The sequence below is a fragment of the Thalassotalea litorea genome (assembly GCF_043642205.1).
Classification (GTDB): Bacteria; Pseudomonadota; Gammaproteobacteria; order Enterobacterales; family Alteromonadaceae; genus Thalassotalea_A; species Thalassotalea_A litorea.
Window position 1 is genome coordinate 17382 of record NZ_JBHZSG010000007.1, and the last position, 24577, is coordinate 41958.

At 45.3% G+C, this 24577-nt stretch carries 17 protein-coding genes; 9 read left to right on the forward strand and 8 right to left on the reverse strand.

Features of this window, described 5'->3' with window-relative positions; translation table 11 throughout:
* Window positions 1–64: 64 nt before the first annotated feature.
* Together proB and ACHUFQ_RS05375 are read left to right on the forward strand one after the other, a co-directional pair.
* On the forward strand, window positions 65–1177 hold the full coding sequence (proB, locus tag ACHUFQ_RS05370) for a glutamate 5-kinase (protein ID WP_394173687.1): 1113 nt from the start codon (window positions 65–67) through the stop codon (window positions 1175–1177).
* Window positions 1178–1230: 53 nt separating this feature from the next.
* Window positions 1231–2493 (forward strand): glutamate-5-semialdehyde dehydrogenase, encoded by a 1263-nt coding sequence (locus tag ACHUFQ_RS05375; protein ID WP_394173689.1) that lies wholly within the window; start codon window positions 1231–1233, stop codon window positions 2491–2493.
* Window positions 2494–2508: 15 nt separating this feature from the next.
* Here ACHUFQ_RS05375 and cysK read toward each other — a convergent pair whose 3' ends face one another.
* Window positions 2509–3993, reverse strand: coding sequence for a cysteine synthase A (gene cysK, locus ACHUFQ_RS05380; protein ID WP_394173691.1), 1485 nt, complete (start codon window positions 3991–3993; stop codon window positions 2509–2511).
* 237 nt (window positions 3994–4230) lie between these two features.
* A complete protein-coding gene (gene ilvC / locus ACHUFQ_RS05385; protein WP_394173693.1) occupies window positions 4231–5706 on the reverse strand; it encodes a ketol-acid reductoisomerase in 1476 nt (491 codons plus the stop codon).
* Window positions 5707–5852: 146 nt separating this feature from the next.
* On the opposite strand from ilvC, the gene ilvY reads away from it, so the two are divergent.
* A complete protein-coding gene (gene ilvY / locus ACHUFQ_RS05390; protein ID WP_394173695.1) occupies window positions 5853–6752 on the forward strand; it encodes an HTH-type transcriptional activator IlvY in 900 nt (299 codons plus the stop codon).
* A 995-nt stretch (window positions 6753–7747) separates the two neighbouring features.
* Here ilvY and ACHUFQ_RS05395 read toward each other — a convergent pair.
* Window positions 7748–9277 (reverse strand): YifB family Mg chelatase-like AAA ATPase, encoded by a 1530-nt coding sequence (locus ACHUFQ_RS05395; protein WP_394173696.1) that lies wholly within the window; start codon window positions 9275–9277, stop codon window positions 7748–7750.
* A 499-nt stretch (window positions 9278–9776) separates the two neighbouring features.
* On the opposite strand from ACHUFQ_RS05395, the gene ilvG reads away from it, so the two are divergent.
* The 5 genes from ilvG to ilvA all read left to right on the forward strand — a co-directional run bounded on the left by ilvG (window position 9777) and on the right by ilvA (window position 16608).
* Window positions 9777–11480 carry an acetolactate synthase 2 catalytic subunit gene (gene ilvG / locus ACHUFQ_RS05400; protein WP_394173698.1) on the forward strand — a complete coding sequence of 568 codons (1704 nt, stop codon included), beginning with the start codon at window positions 9777–9779 and terminating at the stop codon, window positions 11478–11480.
* Between the two features lie 81 nt (window positions 11481–11561).
* On the forward strand, window positions 11562–11822 hold the full coding sequence (ilvM, locus tag ACHUFQ_RS05405) for an acetolactate synthase 2 small subunit (protein ID WP_394173700.1): 261 nt from the start codon (window positions 11562–11564) through the stop codon (window positions 11820–11822).
* A 41-nt stretch (window positions 11823–11863) separates the two neighbouring features.
* Window positions 11864–12790, forward strand: coding sequence for a branched-chain amino acid transaminase (locus tag ACHUFQ_RS05410; RefSeq protein ID WP_394173702.1), 927 nt, complete (start codon window positions 11864–11866; stop codon window positions 12788–12790).
* Window positions 12791–13054: 264 nt separating this feature from the next.
* Entirely contained in the window at window positions 13055–14914 is a 1860-nt protein-coding gene (ilvD, locus tag ACHUFQ_RS05415) for a dihydroxy-acid dehydratase (protein WP_394173704.1), read from the forward strand.
* Between the two features lie 131 nt (window positions 14915–15045).
* Window positions 15046–16608 carry a threonine ammonia-lyase, biosynthetic gene (gene ilvA, locus ACHUFQ_RS05420; RefSeq protein WP_394173706.1) on the forward strand — a complete coding sequence of 521 codons (1563 nt, stop codon included), beginning with the start codon at window positions 15046–15048 and terminating at the stop codon, window positions 16606–16608.
* Window positions 16609–16732: 124 nt separating this feature from the next.
* Here ilvA and ubiK read toward each other — a convergent pair whose 3' ends face one another.
* Window positions 16733–16987, reverse strand: a complete 255-nt coding sequence (gene ubiK / locus ACHUFQ_RS05425) for a ubiquinone biosynthesis accessory factor UbiK (protein ID WP_394173708.1) — start codon at window positions 16985–16987, stop codon at window positions 16733–16735.
* Between the two features lie 182 nt (window positions 16988–17169).
* Here ubiK and rep point away from each other — a divergent pair, with 182 nt between their 5' ends.
* Window positions 17170–19209 (forward strand): DNA helicase Rep, encoded by a 2040-nt coding sequence (rep, locus tag ACHUFQ_RS05430; protein ID WP_394173710.1) that lies wholly within the window; start codon window positions 17170–17172, stop codon window positions 19207–19209.
* Between the two features lie 59 nt (window positions 19210–19268).
* On the opposite strand, the gene ACHUFQ_RS05435 is transcribed toward rep, so the two are convergent.
* The 4 genes from ACHUFQ_RS05435 to ftsE all read right to left on the reverse strand — a co-directional run bounded on the left by ACHUFQ_RS05435 (window position 19269) and on the right by ftsE (window position 24367).
* A complete protein-coding gene (locus ACHUFQ_RS05435; protein WP_394173712.1) occupies window positions 19269–21251 on the reverse strand; it encodes a putative bifunctional diguanylate cyclase/phosphodiesterase in 1983 nt (660 codons plus the stop codon).
* A 362-nt stretch (window positions 21252–21613) separates the two neighbouring features.
* Entirely contained in the window at window positions 21614–22480 is an 867-nt protein-coding gene (gene rpoH / locus ACHUFQ_RS05440) for an RNA polymerase sigma factor RpoH (RefSeq protein WP_394173714.1), read from the reverse strand.
* Between the two features lie 244 nt (window positions 22481–22724).
* Window positions 22725–23687 (reverse strand): permease-like cell division protein FtsX, encoded by a 963-nt coding sequence (gene ftsX, locus ACHUFQ_RS05445; RefSeq protein WP_394173715.1) that lies wholly within the window; start codon window positions 23685–23687, stop codon window positions 22725–22727.
* Window positions 23684–24367 carry a cell division ATP-binding protein FtsE gene (gene ftsE, locus ACHUFQ_RS05450; RefSeq protein ID WP_394173717.1) on the reverse strand — a complete coding sequence of 228 codons (684 nt, stop codon included), beginning with the start codon at window positions 24365–24367 and terminating at the stop codon, window positions 23684–23686. The genes ftsX and ftsE overlap by 4 nt, the downstream gene beginning before the upstream one ends.
* Between the last annotated feature and the right edge of the window lie 210 nt (window positions 24368–24577).

Here is a 24577-nt window from a genome sequence, read left to right on the forward strand (position 1 = left end):
CCCAGCGAGGACGTTCTTTTGAACACTAACAGCAGTGAAGCAATTAATATCGGGTGGCAACGTCATGCAGTACAAACGTATCGTGGTAAAAGTAGGCAGCGCGCTAGTGTCTCCAGATGGACAGGGCTGCTCAGGTAAACATGTTCTGGCCATTGCTGGATTTATCAGTGCATGCCATCAACGTAATATCGAAGTGATTTTAGTCTCTTCAGGCAGTGTCGCCGCCGGTCGAAGCCATATAGCCCACGGTTCGAATAACCCCTCGATTGCCGCAAAACAGGCCATGGCAGCGGTTGGCCAAATGCAAATGATGGCGAACTGGCAACGTTTTTTCGATTTTTCCTGTTCGCAATTATTGATTACCCATGGCGATCTAAAAGACCGTAAACGTTACTTAAATATTAAAAATACCGTGCGGGTATTATTGGAGAACCGGGTGCTACCCATTATCAATGAGAATGATACGGTGGCAACGCAGGAGTTAAAAGTGGGTGACAACGACAATCTGGCGGCGTTAGTTGCCATGGTGGTCGATGCCGATGCCTTACTTATTCTGAGTGATGTGGATGGCGTCTTTGATAAAGACCCGAGAAAGTTTAGTGACGCCAGTCTTATCCCTGTGATCCACGAGATTACTCAGGATATTTATGATCTTGCCGGTGACACCAGTAATCATTTGGCAACCGGTGGCATGGCTACCAAAATTCAAGCCGCGGATAAAGCCTGTCAACAGGGGATTGATACCTATATTGTTAACGGTACAAACGCCAAGGGATTTGAGCAGTTGTTGAAAGATGAAAATCCGGGTACCCATTTTATTGCGACGGGCAACAATCTGACTGCGAAGAAACAGTGGCTGAAAAACACCTTAAAAAGTGCTGGCGCGGTACATGTAGATCAAGGAGCCGTTCACGCTTTGCAGCAAAGCGGCGCTTCTCTATTAGCCATTGGTGTAAAGGGGTTAACCGGCGAATTTGCTAAAGGTGCCGCGATTGACATTATTTGTTTAGATCAACGATCACCGCAGGTGATTGGTAAAGGCATCAGTCAGTATTCCAGTGCGGATTTAGCGCGCATCCAAGGTAAAAGCAGTCAACATATTGAAACCATATTAGGATATTGTCCCAGTCAGGAAGTGATCCACCGTGATGATTTGGTATTAAGCAATAAAACCTGAGGCAATCCTAAACATAAAACCAAATAACTTAGATAACCATGTGAACCCATATTATGAGTGACGTATCCCAGTTCGATATCGCGAGTCTTGCCCAGAAAGCTCGTCAGGCAAGCCCGGTAGTGGCACAGTTAACCACAACTCAAAAAAATAAAGTCCTAATGAATATGGCGGCAACAGTGCGCGCTGAAAAAACTATGTTGATTGCTGAAAATAGCAAGGACATCGACGTGGGCAGGGCTAAAGGTTTGAGTGATGCCATGCTCGACAGATTACTTTTAACCGATGATCGGATTGAAGGGATTGCCAGCGCTATCGAAGAGATTGTTGCGTTAGCGGATCCGGTTGGCAGCGTCAGTGGTTTGAAAAAGCGCCCTAATGGTATTGAAGTTGGCAAAATGCGCATCCCATTAGGTGTGATTGCCATGATCTATGAAGCGCGACCTAATGTAACCGCAGAAGCGGCGGCGTTGTGCTTGAAGTCGGGCAATGCGGTTATTTTACGTGGAGGCTCGGAAGCGGTTCACAGCAACCGGGCAATTTCCGACTTGTGGCATCAGGTCTTACAGGATTTTGCGATTCCGACAGAAATTATCACCATAGTGCCAAATACTGATCGCAGTGTTATCACTGAACTACTAACCCTCAATGAGTATATTGATCTGGTGATTCCTCGTGGTGGCGAAGCTTTGATTCGCTATGTCAGTGACAACTCGCGAATTCCTGTTATTCAGCATTATAAAGGGGTTTGTCATCTGTATATCGATAATGACGCCGATTTAGGGCAAGCCATTGAAATTCTGGTCAATGGTAAGACGCAACGTCCAAGTGCCTGCAATGCTATCGAAACGTTATTGGTGCATAGTGATATTGCGGATACGTTTTTACCGAATGCGGCTCAGGCATTGGCACCATTTGCGGTGAAGATTCATAGCTGTGAGGCAAGTTCTAAGTACTTCGAAAAGGCTGAACTGGCAACAGAAGATGATTACCATGCTGAGTATCTGGCACAGGAAGTGGCGGTTCGGATTGTGTCAGATTTTGATAGTGCGATTGCCCATATTCAGCAATACAGCTCCGATCATACGGAAGTCATTGTCACCCAAAGCTATCAACGCTCCCGGGAATTTATTCGTCGAATCAACTCTTCGGTGGTCATGGTAAATGCATCCTCACGGTTCTCTGATGGCGGGGAGTTAGGGCTTGGCTCTGAAATTGGTATCTCCACATCAAAGCTACATGCATTTGGCCCTATGGGTTTGCAAGCGCTAACTACAGAGAAATTTATTGTCTTCGGTGATGGTCAGATCCGTGGCTAAGGTATGACTCTTGACTCAGTTCTGGCGGGCGTGCAGCCAGCTTGGTAGATAGTCATAGGGGTCCTTGCCGTTTTCACCCCTCATCGTTTGATTATGAGCAATGTTAGATTTGTCTAACATTGCTTCGAGGCTACCGTCTTTTGCCTTGTCAAAGATATCCGTGCAACCGCCGACAAATTCGCCACCAATAAAAATCTGTGGGAAAGTATTCCAACCGGTTTTGTGTCGCAGTGCGATTCGTAATTTACCGCCATGATCTTGTTCAGCAAAAGCGACACTATCTAGATCTACGCTGCGAAATTCAATCCCATAATGGTTTAGCGCCTGGCGCACAGAATCGCAAAATTCGCACCATTGCAAAGCAAACATCACGACTTTTTGCTCACGATTGTGAATGTAATCATCAATTTCTTTTACCATTTCCGGTTCTGCTTCTGGCAGAGGCACTTCAGCAGATGAGCTATCAGCGCTGCTATCAAATCGATAATTTTCAGTGGATTTTGAGATCACCAGTTCTTCTTCATCCATGTCCGTATTCACATCGGCGAATAATTGTGTAGATAAGTAGCGCTCACCCGTATCCGGTAACATACACAGGATGTTACTGCCTTTAGCCACCAACTTTGCCAAATTTAATGCCCCAGATAAGGTCGCACCGCCGGAAATTCCAGCAAAAATGCCTTCTTTTTGAGCCAGCTCCCTGGCACAGCGCAGCGACTCCTGGCCATCAACTGGCATAAAGTTATCGATGTGCTCAGCTTGTAATGCTTGATTGGCCAGATCCGGTATAAAATCAGGTGACCAGCCTTGCATCATATGGGGTCGAAATTGTGGATGGCTTTCATTTTTTGGCTGACCGATACCGCTGGCAAGGATTTGTGAATTATCCGGTTCACACACGATAATACGAGTATGTGGGCTGGCTTCTTTGAGCTTACGAGACACCCCATTTAAGGTACCGCCGGTACCAAAACCGCTCACCCAGTAATCAAGATTGATATCATTAAAGTCTTTTAGGATTTCTTCTGCAGTGGTTCGATAATGCATCTCGGCATTCGCGGGGTTCTCAAATTGTCGGGCTAAAAACCAGCCATGTTGTTTAGCAAGCTCTGCGGCCTTATTGACCATGCCGGTGCCTTTTAAATGAGCCGGTGTCAGCACCACTTTAGCACCGAGAAAACGCATCATTTTTCGCCGTTCAACACTAAAATTTTCTGCCATGGTAACCACCAGGGGATACCCCTTTTGCGCACAAACCATGGCAAGACCAATTCCCGTATTGCCGCTGGTGGCTTCGACCACCGTTTGTCCCGGTTTTAATAGGCCGCGTTGTTCCGCATCTTCAATGACACCTAGTGCGAGCCTGTCTTTGACCGAGCCCATGGGGTTAAATGATTCTACTTTGACGAACACGTTAACACCGGGTGGCGCCATTTTATTGAGTCGCACCACGGGGGTGTTACCAACGGTTTTCAGGATGTTATCGTAGATGCCAGCCATATTCATTTCCAACGTGAGCAAGTGTAGGTTTCATGGTTATGGAAATAATACCAATCACACTAAATTCTCTCTGAGTGAGTAATGATTTAATGTGATTGGTATAATTGTAGACGTAAAAAAAGGATTAGATTCCGGGGAATCTAATCCTTCATATTTGATAGACTGAATCGGCAACTGAGGCAACAGAGTTTGGCAATAAACCCTTAGCCTGTCAGATAGGTAGCCAGAATACGTGTATTAAAGAGCAATCTTCTTCATATCTTTCATGTAGCCGCGCAGGGTTTTACCTACTTGCTCAACACTGTGGCTACGGATAGCGTCGTTGACTTCAATTAAGCGCACATTGTCCACTTGATTAGAGTTCTCGGATAACCCTTCACCTAAATCCTGTAACGATAAATTGCTGGCGTAGTCCTGCAACAGAGGTACCGCAGCATGGGAGAATAAGTAGTTACCGTACTCTGCCGTATCGGAAATGACCACGTTCATTTCGTAAAGCTTTTTACGGGCAATACAGTTAGCGATTAGTGGTGTTTCATGCAATGACTCATAGTAGGCAGACTCTTCGACAATGCCCGCGGCGACCATGGTTTCGAACGCAAGTTCAACACCGGCTTTAACCATAGCTACCAGGAAAATACCCTTGTCGTAGAATTCCTGCTCATTGATTTCTTCGTCACACTCTGTCGCTTGTTCGAACGACGTTTTCGAGGTTTGTTCGCGCCAGGTTAGCAAGTTATCATCGTTATTGGCCCAATCCGCCATCATGGTTTTTGAAAATTCGCCTTCGATGATATCGTCCATGTGCTTTTCAAATAATGGACGTAGAATTACTTTCAATTCTTCTGCCATATCAAAAGCACGGATTTTGGCTGGGTTTGATAATCTATCCATCATATTGGTGATACCACCGTGCTTTAAGCCTTCGGTGACGGTTTCCCAACCATATTGGATTAATTTCGCTGCGTAGGCACTGTTCATACCGTTGGCTACCATTTGCTGGTGACCTAAAATCGCACCGGTTTGTAACATCCCGCAAAGAATGGTTTGCTCACCCATTAAGTCTGATTTTACTTCCGCAATAAAAGAAGATTCTAATACGCCGGCGCGGTCGCCACCGGTAGCGCTTGCATACGCTTTCGCAATCGCCAGGCCCTGGCCTTTTGGATCGTTTTCTGGGTGCACGGCAATTAGCGTTGGTACACCAAAGCCACGCTTGTATTCTTCGCGAACTTCCGTACCTGGACATTTAGGCGCAACCATTACTACCGTAATGTCGTCACGAACCTGCATGCCTTCTTCGACGATATTAAAGCCGTGTGAGTAAGACAATGTGGCGCCTTGCTTCATAAGCGGCATCACGGATTCCACAACATTGGTATGTTGTTTATCTGGCGTTAGGTTCAATACCATATCCGCTTGTGGGATCAATTCCTCATAGGTACCCACGGTAAAACCATTTTCTGTAGCCCATTGCCAGGATTGGCGTTTCTCGGAAATTGCCGAGTCGCGCAGCGCATAAGAAATATCCAGACCAGAATCACGCATATTCAGGCCTTGGTTCAGACCTTGTGCACCACAACCTACGATGACGATTTTCCAGCCTTTGATGGCATTACAACCATCGCTGAATTCTTCGCGCTTCATAAAACGACATTTGCCTAGTTGTGTTAACTTGTCACGTAAACTTAAGGTATTAAAATAATTGGCCACGGTGAGACGACTCCTGTGTCTAAATTTGTCTGCTAAAGGACTTAAAATTGCATGGTGTGAATCTTAGAGGAATATCTCTATTGCTTAAAATGATATATTTGCAATAATACGTTGCATATTTTGCAACACTGTTTCGGTTAGCGTTTATGGATATTAAGTCATTACAAGTTTTTGCTCATTTAGCAGAGCATCTGCACTTTTCACAAACCGCTAGCACCTTTCATATGAGTCCATCTACGCTAAGTCGATTGGTGCAGCGGCTGGAAACTGAAGTGGATAGCCAATTACTGTATCGTGACAATCGCACCGCGTCTTTGACCCCGGCGGGGGACGTTTTTCATCAATACTGCAAAGAACAGATTTTAGAATGGCAGAGCTTGCAGGCCCGTATTCAGCAACAGCAAGGGCAACTGCGTGGCAAGCTATCTCTTTATTGCTCGGTTACCGCAGCCTATTCTCATCTTCCCGCTATGCTTGATAATCTGCGGGAGAAATACCCTAAAGTCGAGATCAGTCTGGAAACCGGTAATGCCGCCGATGCTTTTCAAAAAGTGCAAAACAAAGATGTGGATTTGGCCATTGCCGCCCATGAAGACAGCTTGCCGGATAGTTGTTTTTTCCACCCGCTTGCCAGCATCCCCGTGGCGATTATTGCGCCAACGATAAACTGCCATGTATCGACATTATTAGAACAACGGCCAATCGATTGGCAGGGTTTACCAGTAATATTGGCCGATCACGGACCAGTGCGTAGTCGCTTTGACAGCTGGTTTCGTCAGCAAACCGGAGGTGATTTAACCATAAAGCCCAATATCTACGCCCGGGTATCCGGCCATGAAGCGCTTGTATCTATGGTCGCTCTGGGGTGTGGGATTGGTATTGCGCCACAGGTCGTTATTGATAATAGCCCGGTGAAAGACAGAATTCGCACTTTACCGTCCGCTCATCCCATCTCTGAATTTTCATTAGGCGTTTGTGGTTTAAACAACCGCATCAATCAACCCTTATTAAAAGCGTTTTTGGAATGCTTAGGGCCAAAATCTTAGCCATGATTGGATAGGCGGAAATACTCGTCCTGATCATCTCTTTTTTGTTGCTCACCAACAATGCTTTTTAAGATGCTTATCAAAACCTAATGTTTATCAAGACACCCATGATAAAAATACTGCGTCAATTTTGTAATGTTTATCAAGACACCCATATTTACGTCGAAAAAACTTAGTAAGACACCCATGCTTATCAAGACACCTATGATAAAAATACTGCGTTAATTTTGTATTGGTACTGCGTTCTTCGAAGAACTACAAATGATATTCCTCCTCCTCAACTTAACAAGTTATAAGCTGGAATTACGATGGGTGTCTTAATAATTTTCACAGTAAATCTGTCTACACCTGGCAGGTATTATTATGGGTGTCTTAATAATTTCTCGTTGCCCGTTTGGACAAAATGCCTCCTCATGCCCCATGGATACTCGCTCGTATTGAAACCGCGTTGATTTATTAACGTATCGTTAACCGGTTGTACATGACGAATAAAGCGCCATGTTTCAAAATTGATTAACTAGCGCTAAAGAGGTCAGGCAAGAGAACGAAAATATTACTCCTTCTTCTGATCGAGGGAAGTGTGTACTGCGGGTTGGTGATGTATATCGTGTGCTGTATCCATGGGTGTCTTGATTAGCAGTGATGTATATCGTGTGCTGTATCCATGGGTGTCTTGATTAGCAATTTGAATCGTATTTCTTTATGCATAAGTCTCGCTTATCAATGAGTAAGCAATGAAATAGCCTAGGAGCTCAGGCAAATGAATGGTGCGGGAGAGTTTTGTTAGAGCTAAAGCAGTAAATTAACACGATTTAATCACGAATACGCGAAAGGCCCGACTATCTCAGAATTTGAAAGGTTTTAGCTTGTTAACTTATGCAAAGAGCTAGTGCGGCTTAGTGTCAATGGAATTGTGGCAATGGTATTGGCTCCGACAACTACAACGACAACGACAAGGAGGCATCTGGAACAGTATTGAACTTCTGAAGTTCGGTCTAGCGTTGTAAATTATTGGCAAGGTAGGTCAAAATTCTATCCATAGCGCGATAGGAAAGGGCCTCGATAAGATGTTGTTTTTCAATTATTTCTGAATTTGCCATATCAGCAATGGTACGGGCGATTTTGAGCAAATTATGATGTACCCGGGTTGAAAACCCGAGTTTTTCTACGGCGAGTTCAAAGAATTCCCGATCATCGTCTAGAAGCGAACAAAACTGATTGAGCTCTGCCGCGGTCAGTCGATGATTCGCTTTACCCTGACGCTGAATCTGTCGTTTTCGACAGGCGATGACTCTGCTGCGTACGGTCTCACTAGAATCCGCGAATTGCTGGTATTGTTGCATGCGCCAATATCCTTTGGGCAGCAAGGGTACCTCCACTTGCATATCAATACGTTCTAACAAAGGGCCCGACAATCGATTTAAATAACGCATTACCTGCTCAGGGGTGGAGCGTTTGTCATTATAAAATCCGGTCGGTGATGGATTCATCGCCGCAATCAACTGAAACTTGGCTGGATAGGTGGTTTTTTGTTTAACCCGAGAAATGGTGACTTGACCAGATTCTAAAGGCTCTCGTAATACATCTAATACCTTACGATCATACTCAGGAAGTTCGTCAAGAAATAAAATTCCATTGTGCGCCAGAGTGATTTCTCCGGGTAAGGGTTGGCTACCGCCACCGACCAGTGCCGCCGATGAGGCGTTATGATGTGGGGCACGAAAAGGTCTTAATAACCAGTTGTCGTTAGTGATCTCTTGCCCGCTAATTGAGCGAATCGCCGCAGTTTGCAGCGCTTCTGATTGCTCCATATCTGGCAGCAATGTGGCTAGCCGTGATGCTAACATGGTTTTTCCAGTCCCGGGCGGACCAAGCAATAATAGATTGTGGCCTCCGGCGGCGGCAATTTCTAATCCTCGTTTGGCGCTATCTTGACCGATAATGTCGGATAAATCGATTTTGTGTTGTGCGCCACTGACTTGTGGACGACTTAAGGTGAGTGCTGGAATAGGGTGAATACCTTGGGTATGGGGAAATAGTTGCTTTAAGTGCGTCAGCGGAAAAATCTTCACGCCATTAACCCAGGATGCCTGGGCACTATTAGCAATCGGTAAAAATAAATCTCGTCCGCATGCTGCGCAGGCCATTGCCATGGAAATTTCCCCTAATATCGGGCGCAGCTCGCCAGACAATGACAATTCTCCGGCAAATTCCATGCGCTCAGTATCAAATAAAGGAAGTTGTTCTGATGCCAGTAAAATGCCAATGGCTATCGGTAAATCAAATCGGCCACCTTCCTTAGGCAGATCCGCTGGCGCCAAATTCACCGTAATTCTGCGACCGGGAAAATCATAACCACAATTTATCAGGGCAGAGCGAACCCGGTCTTTTGATTCTTTGACGGTGGTTTCGGGCAACCCGACGATATTAAATGCAGGCAAGCCATTACCGATATGGACTTCGACGATAACGGTAGGTGCATCAAGGCCTATTCTGGCACGAGAGTATATTTTTGCGATTGCCATGAAAATCCTTTTTCAAGATAAAAAATCGATGATTCAGCTTGTTATAATTAAAACGTTGTCGTTAGAACAAAAAATAGAGTAATTATTTTAAATTTATTGCAGAAAACGGTTGTGAGCGCTCAAACCCTGTGTTAAAAATACGTTACAAATTTCAAAGTCGCCTATAATTAACTCTTAACTATAGGCTTGACAGATAAGTTTACTGTAAAAATCAACAAGTAGATTTTAGTGATGAACAATTTATTTCTAATTCAAATTAACATTCTCGTCGTGGTGATTATTAAATCATTGCGGGAACGTTGTTGAGTTAGAAAAACACTAACACCACCAACCCCCCGCTTCGAAAGAACCGGGGGGTTTATTTTTTTAAGGTGTTATGAATTAAACAGTTGTTTGATGTTTCTCCGGAGACATCGGTGAGAAAATTTAGCGAGCAATTCGATTGCTCTATTTGGCAGCCTGCAGCGACAAGCATGCAGAAAATAAACAAAGGTATCCCATGACAGGCGCAGAATTACTGTTAAAAACTTTGGAGAAACACGGTGTTGATAGCCTTTTTGGTTATCCTGGTGGTGCCATTATGCCGGTTTATGATGCCCTGTATGACAGTTCAATTCGGCATTTCTTGTGTCGTCATGAGCAAGGCGCAGGTTTTGCTGCGGTGGGATATTCCCGTGCCAGCGACAAGCTTGGCGTATGTTTGGCCACTTCAGGCCCTGGCGCTACAAACCTAATCACCGCCATTGCAGATGCGTTTTCCGATTCCGTTCCTATGCTTGCCATCACCGGGCAAGTGGCAAAAAAGGCGATGGGATCTGATGCTTTTCAGGAAGTGGATATGCTCGGCTTAAGTTTGGCTTGCACCAAGCATTGTGAGCAGGTTCAATGCGCTACTCAAATTCCTCAGGCTATTTCCCGGGCCATACACATTGCTTATCAGGGCAGACCCGGACCGGTACTCATCGATATTCCCAAAGACGTGCAAATGCAAGCACTGCAAGATGCTGAAGCCGAGCAGTTACTGAGTGAGTCGTTACATCAACAACCGATGACGTCAAAAACTCCGGTGATTTCGTTACCGGATCAGCAAAAGCTTCAGGAACTACTTGAAGGCTCCCGTGCACCAATCTTTTATGTTGGTGGCGGTGTAGGGATGGCTGACGCGGTGACCCATTTACGTGATCTGATGGCAACGGTAAAGATTCCGAGTGTTACCACGTTAAAGGGTATCGGTGCTGTTAACCCAAACGCTGATTATTTTCTGGGTATGCTTGGTATGCACGGTAGCAAGCCTGCCAATCTTGCCGTTCAGGAATGTGATTTGTTAATTGCATTGGGGGCTCGTTTTGATGACCGGGTAACCGGCAAGTTGGCCGAATTTGCACCCAATGCGAAAGTGATCCAGTTAGATATTGATGCCTGTGAAGTGAATAAACGCCGCGGTGTGGATTTAGCAATCGTTGCGGACTTACAGCACTCTTTGCCGGTATTTAAACAATGTTTAAGCGGCCTTCTCCCTCATATACAAATTGACGAATGGCAGCGCCGTTGCCAGCAATTGCTTACCGATTTTCCCTGGCACTATGATCACCCAGGTGAAGGAATTTATGCGCCAGCCGTATTAGCGGAACTTGGCAACCGATTATCCGCTGCGAGTGTCACAACAACGGATGTCGGGCAGCATCAGATGTGGGCAGCTCAGCATATGACAATGCACGACCCGAAAAACTTTTTGTCTAGCGGTGGCCTAGGCACCATGGGCTTTGGCTTGCCGGCGGCGATCGGAGCGCAAATTTCCAGACCGGACGATACCGTCATTGCGGTCTGTGGCGATGGTTCTTTGATGATGAACATTCAGGAGTTGTCGACCTTAAAACGATATCAAATCCCTGTAAAAATAGTGCTCATAGATAACGCTAAACTGGGTATGGTTCGCCAATGGCAAGAGCTGTTTTTCGAGCAACGCTACAGTGAAACTGATTTAAGCGACAACCCGGATTTTGTTGCATTAGCGGCAGCCTTTGATATCAAAGCAAAATGTATCACCACCAAGCAGCAGGTTAACGCTGCACTTACTGAAATGCTCGCGCATCAGGGCCCTTATCTATTACAGGTACGAATAGATGAAATGGACAATGTCTGGCCTTTAGTACCACCTGAAACGGCCAATCACGGGATGTTAGAGGCAAGTAACAATGATTAATACTAAGCGATTAACGTTCGTTACATGGCATCAGCTCCCCGATTGGCGCAGTCAGAATTATTTAGCCCAGGAGTTTTACCAATGACCTTGCATCATTTGAAAATTACCGCATCCGATCACGTGATGGTTGTCGAACGATTATTGCAGGTAACCCGTTATCGGGGTTATCGTTTATGCGGCTTATCTATGGTACCCGCTGAACAAAAAAACATACTCGACATTCAACTGTCAGTAGAAAGTGACAAATCGGTGGAAAATTTAGCAAAACAATTGTTAAAAATAATCGACATCGAGCAAATAAAAGTCGAAGATCAGGGCTTGCAGACATATCAAGTCAGTTAAGCATCCAACTGGCTTCTCAATGAATAGTTAGGAATAATGAAATGGCAAAAGTAAACGCTGATCAAATTTGGTTTAACGGTGAGTTAATGCCTTGGGCAAACGCAACGGTTCATGTAATGAGCCACGGCTTGCACTACGGTACCTCAGTCTTTGAAGGGATCCGTGCATATAAGACTCATCGCGGTACCTGTATTTTCCGATTGGAAGAGCATGTCGATCGCTTGTTTGACTCTGCGAAAATCTATCGTTTGAATATTCCATTTACCCGTGAAGAGGTCATGCAGGCCTGTAAAGATTCGGTCGCACAGAATAATCTCGATTCCGCTTACTTGCGTCCTCTCGCCTTTTTAGGTGACGTGGGTATGGGACTTCGTCCACCGGTCGACGCTAACGCCGAATTAATGATTGCTGCATTTTCATGGGAGGCCTACTTAGGTGCCGATGCATTGGAAAACGGTGTTGATGTGGGGGTTTCTTCATGGAATCGCCTGGCGCCAAACACTATGCCTACCGGAGCAAAAGCGGGTGGCAATTACTTGTCTTCACAGCTGATATCAAACGAAGCTGCGCGTCATGGTTATACCGAAGGTATTGCCTTAGATGTAAACAATTACGTCAGTGAAGGTGCTGGTCAAAACCTGTTTTTGGTTCGTAATGGCATACTGTATACACCACCTTCTACCTGTTCAATCTTACCAGGCCTGACTCGTGACACTGTGATTACGCTGGCCAAGCAAATGGGACTGGAAGTTCGTGAAGAATTAATCGCACGTGAAGCCTTATATCTTGCCGATGAGTTTTTCATGTGTGGTACAGCAACGGAAATTGTACCGGTAAGCACCGTTGACGGTATCAAAGTCGGTACCGGTAGCCGCGGTGAAATCACCCGAAAAATTCAGGATGCGTTTTTTGGCATCTTTACGGGTGAAACAGAAGATAAATGGGGCTGGCTAGCTCCGGTTAAATAACTGGCGATATAACATCGTAATTCCTGCTCGTTAATTATTTGAGCGGCATACAGGTTTGCGCATCTGGCAGAATCAAGGTTTTGTCAGATAACCTATCCTGGGCATTAAACCAATGATATAAGGCGTTTACGTTTTATACCTTGATAAGCCAACGGTTGTAATCACCAGTTAAAAATAGGAACTCCTGTCGATGCTTGCGGTAAATAGCGTGAGCGGGTCAGAGTGCCTGCAAATAAGAATTTTACGGTTTATTAAGGATGTATTATGCCTAAATTAAGGTCTGCAACTTCTACCCAGGGTCGAAATATGGCAGGTGCGCGCGCATTATGGCGTGCTACCGGTATGACTGACAGTGACTTTGGCAAGCCCATTATCGCTGTCGTCAACTCATTTACCCAATTCGTACCAGGCCATGTGCATCTAAAAGACATGGGACAGCTCGTTGCTGGCGCTATCGAAGAAGCCGGTGGTGTTGCCAAAGAATTTAATTCGATTGCCGTTGATGATGGTATTGCCATGGGGCACTCCGGGATGCTTTACTCGCTGCCATCCAGAGAGCTAATCGCCGACTCCGTCGAATACATGATTAATGCTCACTGCGTCGACGCTATGGTTTGTATTTCGAACTGTGACAAAATTACCCCAGGCATGCTAATGGCCGCGTTAAGGTTAAACATCCCTGTGGTATTTGTTTCCGGTGGCCCGATGGAAGCCGGCAAAACTAAGCTTTCCGATCAAATCATTAAACTGGATCTGGTTGATGCCATGATTCAGGGTGCCGATCCAAACGTGTCTGATGAACAGTCTGAGCAGATTGAACGTTCGGCATGCCCAACTTGTGGTAGCTGCTCAGGTATGTTTACGGCCAATTCAATGAACTGTTTGGCCGAAGCGTTGGGCTTAGCCCAACCCGGTAATGGCTCCATGTTGGCGACCCACGCCGACCGCGAACAATTATTCTTAAATGCTGGTAAGCGCGTCGTAGAATTGGCTCATCGTTATTACCAGCAAGATGATAGCAACGCATTACCTCGTTCTATTGCCACTAAGGCAGCATTTGAAAATGCCATGTGTCTGGATATCGCCATGGGTGGCTCCACCAATACCGTGCTGCATCTATTAGCAGCGGCTCAGGAAGGTGGCATTGATTTTACTATGGCGGATATCGACCGATTATCACGTCATGTTCCGCATCTGTGTAAAGTCGCACCATCGACTCAGAAATATCATATGGAAGACGTGCATCGCGCTGGCGGTGTTATGGCGATTCTGGGTGAACTTGCCCGCGCTGAATTATTGGATGTATCGGTAACTAACGTTTTGGGTGTCTCTCTTGAGGAAATGCTTGCTCAATACGACATCAAACAAACTAATGATGACGCGGTTAAAGAATTTTTCCGTGCCGGACCTGCTGGTATTCGTACTACCAAAGCGTTTAGCCAGAGCTGTCGTTATCCAACGTTGGATGATGACCGGGAGCAAGGCTGTATTCGCTCAAAAGAAAACGCATTTTCCCAAGACGGTGGCCTGGCGGTATTGTTCGGAAATGTCGCTGAAAATGGCTGTATTGTGAAAACCGCAGGTGTTGATGAAGAAAATCTGATTTTTAAGGGCAAAGCCCGAATATTTGAATCTCAGGATGACGCCGTTGAGGGCATATTGGGTGGCAAAGTCGTCGAAGGCGATGTGGTTGTTATTCGTTATGAAGGTCCCAAAGGTGGTCCGGGTATGCAGGAAATGTTGTATCCGACAACGTATCTCAAATCCATGGGGTTAGGCACCAAATGTGCGCTGATCACCGATGGTCGATTCTCTGGCGGAACCTCAGGACTTTCCATTGGTCATGTTTCACCGGAAGCGGCATCCGGCGGAGTGATTGCTTTGATTGAAGATGGCGATGGAATCGATATTGATATTCCTAACCGTAAGATAGATTTGTTGATTTCCGATGAAGAGCTTGCACATCGTCGTGAAGCCATGGAAGGTCGCGGTCAGAACGCCTGGAAACCAGTCGATCGTCATCGTCCCATCAGTTATGCACTGAAGACTTACGCGATGCTTGCAACCAGTGCGGATAAAGGTGCGATTCGTAACACCGAACTGCTCGATGAATTTCAATCATAAGCTCTGACGATTTTTCGATATGAGACGATGTTCAATGTTAGTTAAGGATTGGGCATCACTCTATCGAAGCGATGAAAAACGATTAACTTAAACAGTGCATCTAAAAAGATAACCACACCCCAGAGGAAGCTATGGTAGTTCAGCAATCACCGGCATTGGCACAAAAAGATCAGGATCTTGCGCTTAGTTATTTGCGCAAGATTATGATGGCGCCTGTGTATGATATCGCCAAAGAAACGGAATTAAGCTTTCTGCCTAAGATATCCGCGCAATTAAACAATCAGGTTTATTTGAAGCGAGAAGATCAACAGCCGGTGCATTCGTTTAAATTGCGTGGCGCTTACAACAAACTGCAACAGCTTCCTCAAGAGCTGCGTCAGCATGGCGTTATTGCAGCTTCTGCGGGAAATCATGCGCAAGGATTGGCGTTGGCGGCGAAAAGTCTGGGGGTTCAGGCAACGATTGTAATGCCAATCACAACCCCAGATATTAAAGTGAACAACGTACGGCATTTTGGTGCTGAGGTGCGGTTAATCGGTAAGAGTTTTAACGAAGCGCAGCAAGCTTGTCTGGACTTTGTCGAGAAAGAGAATAAAACCTTTATTCCCCCTTTTGACGATCCGGAAGTTATTGTCGGTCAGGGGACTGTGGGGAAAGAAATTCTCCAGCAATTAGCCGATGTGGACGCGATTTTTGTGCCGGTTGGTGGTGGCGGGCTATTGGCGGGTATTGCCGTATACGTTAAACAAATCGCCCCTCAGGTGAAAGTCATCGGCGTCGAAGCTCAGGATTCTGCGTGCTTAAAGGCGGCCTTTGATGCTGGTAAACCCGTCGATTTAGACAACGTCGGTTTGTTTGCCGATGGTGTTGCGGTAAAACGTATTGGCGAACATACCTTTGACTTGATTTACAAGTACTGTGATGACGTGATTACGGTTAGCTCGGATGAGATTTGTGCGGCAATCAAAGAAACCTTTGAGCAAACCCGTGTGATCGCTGAACCCGCTGGCGCTCTGTCGCTGGCAGGCATTAATAAGTATTGCCAGACATCGCCGGGCAATGAGAAATTGGTTGCGATATTATCCGGCGCTAATATGAATTTTCATAGTTTGCGTTATGTGTCAGAACGTTGTGAGCTGGGTGAGCAAAAAGAAGCGGTTTTTTCGGTTACCATTCCCGAACAAAAAGGCAGTTTCCGTCGCTTTTGTCAGACGTTAGGTGGTCGAGTAATCACCGAATTTAATTATCGGTATAGTGATGCCAATCGGGCCAATATCTTTGTTGGGATTCGCCTGTCCCATGGTGCCCAGGAAAGACGTGAATTAGTCAGTACGCTGGAAGCAAATCATTATCAGGTTCAGGATTTAACCGATAACGAACTGGCCAAACTGCATGTTCGTTACATGATCGGTGGTGGCAGTCAAAATACCACCAATGAGCGATTATTTAGTTTTGAATTTCCGGAATATCCGGGCGCGTTGGAAAACTTCCTCAATACACTGGGAGAGCTATGGAATATCAGTTTATTTCATTATCGCAATCATGGCTCAGCATTCGGTCAGGTACTGGCAGGATTTGAGGTTGCGGATGCCGAACAACAGGAATTCTTTGCGCATCTGCAGGATCTGGGTTACGAATGGGTAGAAGAAACCGATAACCCGGCATATCAGGCGTTTTTAAGTCAGCAACGCTAGTCGATTCAGTGTGAAGGAGCTTAAGTTAGGCTGTTGGGTGTGCGGACTTTGAATGGTGACGCCCATTCTAGCATCTAAAACGAGTCAGCTTGTCTGCAATGGCGCTAAGTATTTATCTGGCCTGTTAGCGCTGTTCAGTTAAAGCCGCTTCCAACTCCGCTAATTTTGCTTCCATGGCTTCAAGTTTGGCGCGAGTTTTTGCCAACACCTGAGTTTGCACATCAAACTCTTCCCGAGTTACCACATCCAATTGCGCGAGCTTGCGTTGCAATACTTCTTTGGTTTTAGCTTCCAGATCTGTAGCCGCATTTTTGACTCCAGGTGGAATAGACTCGGTAATCTGCTTAGCGATTTCTTCAATTTTCTTCGGATTAATCATAGGGGTCTCGCTTAAAGAGGAGCGTTATTTGCCTCCTATCCTAGCAGGTAAGCCATGACTTTTTAAGTTTCGGGGGTAATTGAGGTGATATTCGCAGTATATTTGCCTATCCAGTCTTTCGACCCCGTGCGTATTTCTGTAAAATTGCCAGCATTCAACTCACTCTTTGCAGTTCTATATTAATGAAACTAAACCCTGGTCAAAATGAAGCAAAAAACTACGTCAGTGGGCCATGCCTGGTATTAGCAGGTGCCGGTTCAGGGAAGACGGGGGTTATTTGTCAGAAAATTTCGTATTTGATCCAGGAATGTGGCTATAAAGCCCGTAATATTGCGGCGGTAACCTTTACCAATAAAGCCGCTCGGGAAATGAAAGAGCGGGTCAGTAAAATGCTGGGGCGTGATCTTACCCGTGGTTTGGTGGTTTCCACGTTTCACTCGTTGGGGTTAGATATTGTCAGACGAGAATTAAAGACCTTAGGGTTCAAACCCGGATTTACGCTTTTTGATGATCAAGACAGTCTGGCGTTGTTAAAAGAGCTTACCGCAAAGCAACTTGATGGTGACAAAGAATTATTGTCACGTCTGCAAAATAGTATTTCCAACTGGAAAAATGAGCTGATGTTGCCGGATGTTGCGATAAAACATGCCAAAGGTGAGGAAGCCTCATTGTTTGCGCATTTTTATCAGCAATATCATCAGCATATGCGAGCATTCAATGCGTTAGATTTTGATGACTTGATTTTAATCCCAACCTTGTTATTACGAAATTTCGAGGAAGTCAGGTTGCGCTGGCAGAAAAAAATTCAGTATCTGTTAGTGGATGAGTATCAAGACACTAACGCCAGTCAATATGAGATGGTGAAATTACTGGCGGGTGAGCGGGCGAGATTTACCGTGGTTGGTGATGATGACCAGTCTATATACTCCTGGCGCGGGGCAAAGCCGCAGAATCTGGTTTTATTGGGAAAAGACTTTCCGCAGCTCAAACTGATTAAACTGGAACAGAATTATCGCTCTTCCGGACGCATCTTAAAATGTGCCAACATTTTGATTGCCAACAATCCCCACGTTTATGACAAGCAACTATTTTCCGAATTGCAGTATGGCCCAGAATTGCGAGTGATTCGTACCAAAAATGAAGATCACGAAGCCGAGCGTATTGCCGGTGAATTATTAGGTCATCGCTTTTTAAATAAGAGTCAGTTTAAAGATTATGCAATCTTATATCGTGGCAACCACCAATCCCGGTTGATTGAAAAGATCCTGATGCAAAACCGTATTCCCTACAAAATTAGTGGGGGTACGTCATTTTTCGCCCGCTCGGAAATCAAGGACATCATGGCGTATCTGCGATTGCTGGTAAATCCCGATGATGACAATGCATTTTTGCGAATCGTTAATGTTCCGCGCCGGGAGATCGGTCCGGCTACCCTTGAAAAGCTGGGAACGTATGCCAATATGCGTCAGATCAGTATGTTTGCCGCAAGTTTTGAATTAGGACTAGAACAACATTTAAGCGGTCGTGGGCTGGCAAACGTACAACGCTTTACCCGGATGATGGTCGAGACCGAAGACAATGCTATGCGTGGTGATACCGGCGCTGTACTGCGTAAATTTATTCAGAATATCAATTATGAAGATTGGTTATACGACTCATCACCGAGCGCCAAAGCCGCGGAAATGCGGATGAAGAACGTCACCCAGCTATTTTCCTGGGTCACGGACATGCTGGAAGGGACCGATATGGATGAACCTATGACCTTGCCGCAAGTGGTTACTCGGTTGACATTACGCGATATGATGGAGCGAAATGAAGAAGAAGAAGAATCTGATCAAGTGCAGTTAATGACGTTACATGCGTCCAAAGGGCTTGAGTTTCCTTATGTGTACCTGATTGGTATGGAAGAAGGTATGCTGCCCCACCAAACCAGTATTGATGAAGACAATGTTGAGGAAGAAAGGCGTCTGGCATACGTTGGTGTTACACGAGCTCAGCGCGAACTCATTTTTACCTATGCCAAAGAACGTCGTCAGTATGGTGAGCTGATCCATACGGAACCATCTCGATTCTTGTATGAAATGCCACAGGATGATTTGATATGGGAACAGGGTGGCGAGAAGCGTCAATCGGCGGAAGAAAAGCAAAAAACCGGCCAAGCTGGCGTGGCGGGTTTGCGGGCGATGCTAGCGGCGAAAAAAACCGACGCTGGCGCTAAATAACTGGCGAATAACGTTTATATTCCTGCAGCTGGTTAACAAGGCTTCTACTTTGCTAGCATTTAGGCACAATCGACAACATCATCATCGCTGTGGTTATTTACTTCCTTTGGTAGGTCAGCCGCCTGCGGACGTGAAATAAAGTAACCTTGAGCATAATCACAGCCCGCTTTTTTCACCAAATCCAGTTGCGCCTGGGTTTCTACGCCTTCGGCGACCAGTCGGAAACCAAAACTATCCCCTAATTCATGCAAACTTTTCGCAAGAGTCAGATTTTTCTCGTTACTGTTTAACGATTTTACGAACGATTGATGCAGCTTAATAAAGGCAAATGGATAGCTACTCAGATAATTGAGAGATGACAGGCCATGACCATAGTCGTCCAGCGCCAATTTAACGCCAGCGGCTTTAAGTGTGTTTAATGCCTGTAAAGACTGTTCCGGGTTTTGTACAAAAGCTCGTTCGTTAAACTCCAGAATCAAACGTTCCGGATTCGGGAAGTGTTGGTGGATCACGTCGATAAGTTGTCTGACTTGAGTCTTGTGCTGCAATTGTCTGGGGGACAGGTTCACACTGACAAACGTATTATTATGGTTACCCTCAGCATCCCAGCGAACTAACTGCTCGGCAACGCTGGCAAGTACCCAGCATTCAATATCAATAATTAACCCGGATTCTTCAGCAACTGCTAAAAAATCTCCGGGGTTAAGAAGGCCACGCTTAGGGTGTTGCCAACGTAATAAGGTTTCAAATCCTAAAGTTTGTGATGCATTATTCAGTTCTTGATTGAGGTCAGAGATTCTTTGAAAATGCAGGGTAAACTCTTTTTCTCGCAGGGCTTTTCGTAATTCATGTTCAAGATTTAAATTCGCCATTAATTGTTGGCGCATGGAATCATCAAAGAAAATAAATCGACCTTTGCCCAGTGCTTTCGCCTGATACATAGCAGCGTCCGCATCACGTAAAACTTCAGCGGCATTTTGGTAATGACGATCACAGACGGTAATGCCAATACTGGCGCTGGAATAAAGTTCCTGGTTATCGATCACAAACGGTTGTTCGATGGTTTCAATAATACGCTGAGCAATATCTTCGGCATCTTCGTGTTGTACTAAGGTATCAAGCAGAATAACAAATTCATCGCCACCCAGACGAGCCAGGATATCATTGCCACGGATACAATCGGCAATGCGCTCAGCAATCTCTATGAGCAGTAAATCACCGATATGATGGCCTAGCGTGTCATTAATCACTTTAAATCGGTCAAGATCGATAAACAATACCGCAAAACGATGATTGGGATGGCGTTTAACATGTTTTAACGAGTGCTCTAAGCGTTCGGAAAACATGGCGCGGTTGGGCAACTTCGTCAAGGTGTCATGGTGAGCTGCGAAATACAGCTGTTGCTCTATGGCTCGGCGTTCTTCAACTTGTTTACGAAGTCGTAAATTGGTTTGCTGCAGGTCAGCCGTTCGTTCGCCGATTAACTGATTGATATCTTGTGAATAGGTTTGTAATTGGTTAATTGCCTGATGTCGTTGAATGAAGGATGAAATTTGTGCAGCGATGTAACGAATCAACTGTAAATCTTCTGACTTACTATCGCTTTGGCTGATAAATCCTTTTATGGCCACCAGACCAAAGGCTTTATTAATCATGGTCAACGGCGCCATTAACCACACATCCACTAATTGGGTTTCATCATTGCGCAGCGGAAAAGGCCGTTTAACCACATCGTTCTCGTTTTCCAAGATAAAAACCTGATCGTGGTTAAGATAAACCGGTTTGGCTATGGCAGATATAAAATCGACGATATCGCTATGCAGTTGCGGCTTGATTGGCGCACAAAATAACTCGTTTATAAAATACGGATCGTTAGCTTTACCATCAAAGCGTTCAATATAGAGGTTGTCTGCAGGAAAATATTGGCGGATGACTTTTTGCAGGTTGATATATAGGCAGTTAACATCCGTCTCGGTACTGCAAAGTTCCGATAACTTCAACAAGCCGGTTTGAATGTTTTTGGTTTGCTTATATCGTTTCAAAAGCGACCGTAGCTTAGGTACTGTTCGAGCACGATCCTTAATGGATCTGGCCTTGCTCTGTAATTTTCCTTTCGAATCCATGAAAGGCGCCTTAAAAAAATGATGTTAGATCAAATAGTTTAACAGAGTTTTTCGGCATTGCTACAGGTTTCTGTCGGTTTTTTATACACTCAGGGCGTCAACATTAATTACTAAATGTGTCGTAGTTTTGTGCGAGGATCCTGAAGATGATCTTTTGTGGATATAGCGACAGGATAAAAATGATGATAGGTGTGAATGGATTGTGATTGGTATAAACCGAGTGGAAAACAAAAAAGCCAGAGTTTCCTCTGGCTTTTCATGATCAAGCGTATTGTTAGCAGTTAAAGATCTGTGATACCGAGCTTTAATTTGCTCAACGCGTTCTTTTCTAACTGACGCACACGCTCTGCTGATATCTGATACGTAGACGCCAAGTCCTGCAACGTAGCTTTATCTTCGTCTAACCAGCGTGCTTTGATAATGTGCTGGCTACGATCATCTAGTGAAGAAAGTGCTTGAACTAACTGGCCATTAACATGATCGTCCCAGTTGTCCGATTCTACTTGGGTGGATAAATCGGAAGACTTATCTTCCAAAAATTGTGCTGGCGAGAACTGTGCCGCACTACCACTATCATCATCAGAATCGGTTAAATCAAACGCCTGGTCGCTATTGGCCATGCGCGATTCCATTTCCAGAACATCTTTACTGCTAACGCCGAGCGTTTCAGCAACCGTATTTACTTCTTCCTGGTTGAACCAACCCAAGCGCTTTTTGTTCTTGCGCAGATTAAAGAACAATTTACGTTGCGCTTTCGTCGTCGCGATTTTAACAATTCGCCAGTTGCGAAGCACAAACTCATGAATCTCAGCTTTGATCCAGTGAACAGCGAACGATACCAAACGCACACCCACTTCCGGGTTGAAGCGTTTTACCGCTTTCATCAAGCCAACATTACCTTCCTGAATCAGGTCTGCTTGCGGCAGGCCGTAACCGGAGTAACCTTTGGCGATATGGATCACAAATCGTAAATGCGACATGATCAAATCCTGAGCCGCGTTCAAATCATTATCATGATAAAGGCGCGAAGCCAGCTCTTGCTCACGTTCGGCACTGAGCATAGGAATACTGTAGGCGGACTGCACATAGGCTTCTATGCTACCGCTTTGGGGAACTGTCAATGCCATTGATTGCATAGTATTACTCATTCAATACCTCGTTATTACTTGGATCTGGGATACTACCACAGCTTTTTCAAGATCGCTAACCGAAAAAAATGGATATTAGCGCATGCATTTTGTAGGTGCTCGTCGTCAACTACATACCCATCGTAACGGGTTTGCGATTAAAAAATGTTAAGGTTTGTTAATTAAATCATAACAAGTTGATTAGTATAGCTTAATTGTGATTTTTTCAAGGGGGAGTTGTATTTCTCACCCCATCTTTGACCATTTAATCGGCGTTTGGTTCAATGCTGCGAATATGTTTTCTAACCGAAATGTAACTGCCTAAAAGTCCCAGAAATACCGCTATCGCAAGCAATATGCCAAGCTCCTGAAGATTCAACCCCTGCATCCGGAACTGGTTTTCGTAAAGCTCTGCCAAAGCGCTAATCGCAGCGCCCAGATACCGTCCTAAAATACTGACCGTTGCACTGGCAAGCAGGCCGCCAAGAACACCATACCAAAATCCTGTATACAGGTAAGGTCGCTGGATAAACCCGTCAGTCGCCCCGACAAGCTTCATTACGGCAATTGCGTCTTTTTGGTTCAATATGGCAAGGCGAATGGTATTACCGATGATCAGAACTACCGAGAAGCTTAGTAACGCGGCAAGCGCAAAGACAATGTCTTTGATCAGTACCATAATGGCTTCAAGTCGGGTTAACCATTCAACATCCAGTTTACCTTGTTCGACTTCTCGCTCTGCCTGTATTTTCTCCAGCAACGCTTTGGCAGCCATAGGCTGAGAATGGCGCTGAGTCGGTGTTACCAATAATGTAATTGGCAGTGGGTTTGATTCAAGGTAGGCCAATGCGTTACCAAACCCGGATAGCTGTTTAAACTGATCCATGGCATCATCGGCAGAAATATAGCGAACCTGCTGAACCTCCGGATACAACTGAATGCGTTGTAACAGATTCTGAGCACTGGTTTCACTGACCGACATTTTCAGGAATACGGAAATTTCCGCTGCTGTTTGCCATTGGGCACTGACGCGTTCGGCATTTTTACTGAACAAATGTAAGGTTGCCGGTAATGCCAGGCTTATTCCTAACACTAAAATGGTCATTAACGATGCCATTGGCGTGCGCCACAATTCGTGGAAAGCCGCGATCAGTTGCTGCCCCTGATGCACGGGTGCTAGCAACCGGGTTAACAAAGATGGTGAAGATTTCTGCGTATTGTTTTTCATTCGCTCGCCTCGGCTATGGCTAAACCGTCGGTGATCATCTTGCCCTGTTTTAAGGTGAGGTTGCGGTATTTCATCCGGGCAATCAGGCCAAGGTCATGGGTTGCGATAAGTACACAGACACCCACAGCATTAAAATCTTCAAATAACTGAATGATATCAAGGGATAGTTTTGGATCTAGGTTACCGGTTGGTTCGTCGGCGAGAATGATCGGTGGTTTGTTAACGATGGCACGAGCAATACCGACCCGCTGCTGTTCACCGCCGGATAGCATGTAGGGGTAACATTTTACCTTGGCAGTCAATCCTACTTTATCTAACGCCGCATCTACGCGCTTGCGAATTTCCCGAGCGCCGAGACCTTCAATAACCAAAGGTAAGGCGACATTATCAAAAACCGTGCGATCCATTAACAGATTATGATTTTGGAAAATCATACCGATATTACGGCGAACATACGGAACTTGAGCATAGCGGATCTTGCTCAGGTCATTGTTGTCGATGATAACCTGCCCCGAGGTTGGCTTTTCCATTAACGTAATGAGCTTTAACAGGGTACTTTTACCAGCACCGGAATGTCCGGTCAGAAACGCCATCTCGCCAGCTTCGAGAGCGAAATTTATATTCTTCAGAGCGTGGAAGCCACCAGGATAAGTCTTGTTAACGTTTTTAAAATGTATCATCGACGATTATTTTTTTTGTTGTCGGACTGCGGAGTATGGGGACTAGCCTATCACGGCTATAAGACCAATTCTATTAATTAATCGCTCTCTAAACGGTATGGTTTCGTCCCTTATCGCTAGCTGTTTAGATATGTTTTTGTCATTGCAATCATCTGAAACCTAACGAGAAAAATGTGTTGTTTCGGGTTAGGTTTCAGTGTTGCGAATGTG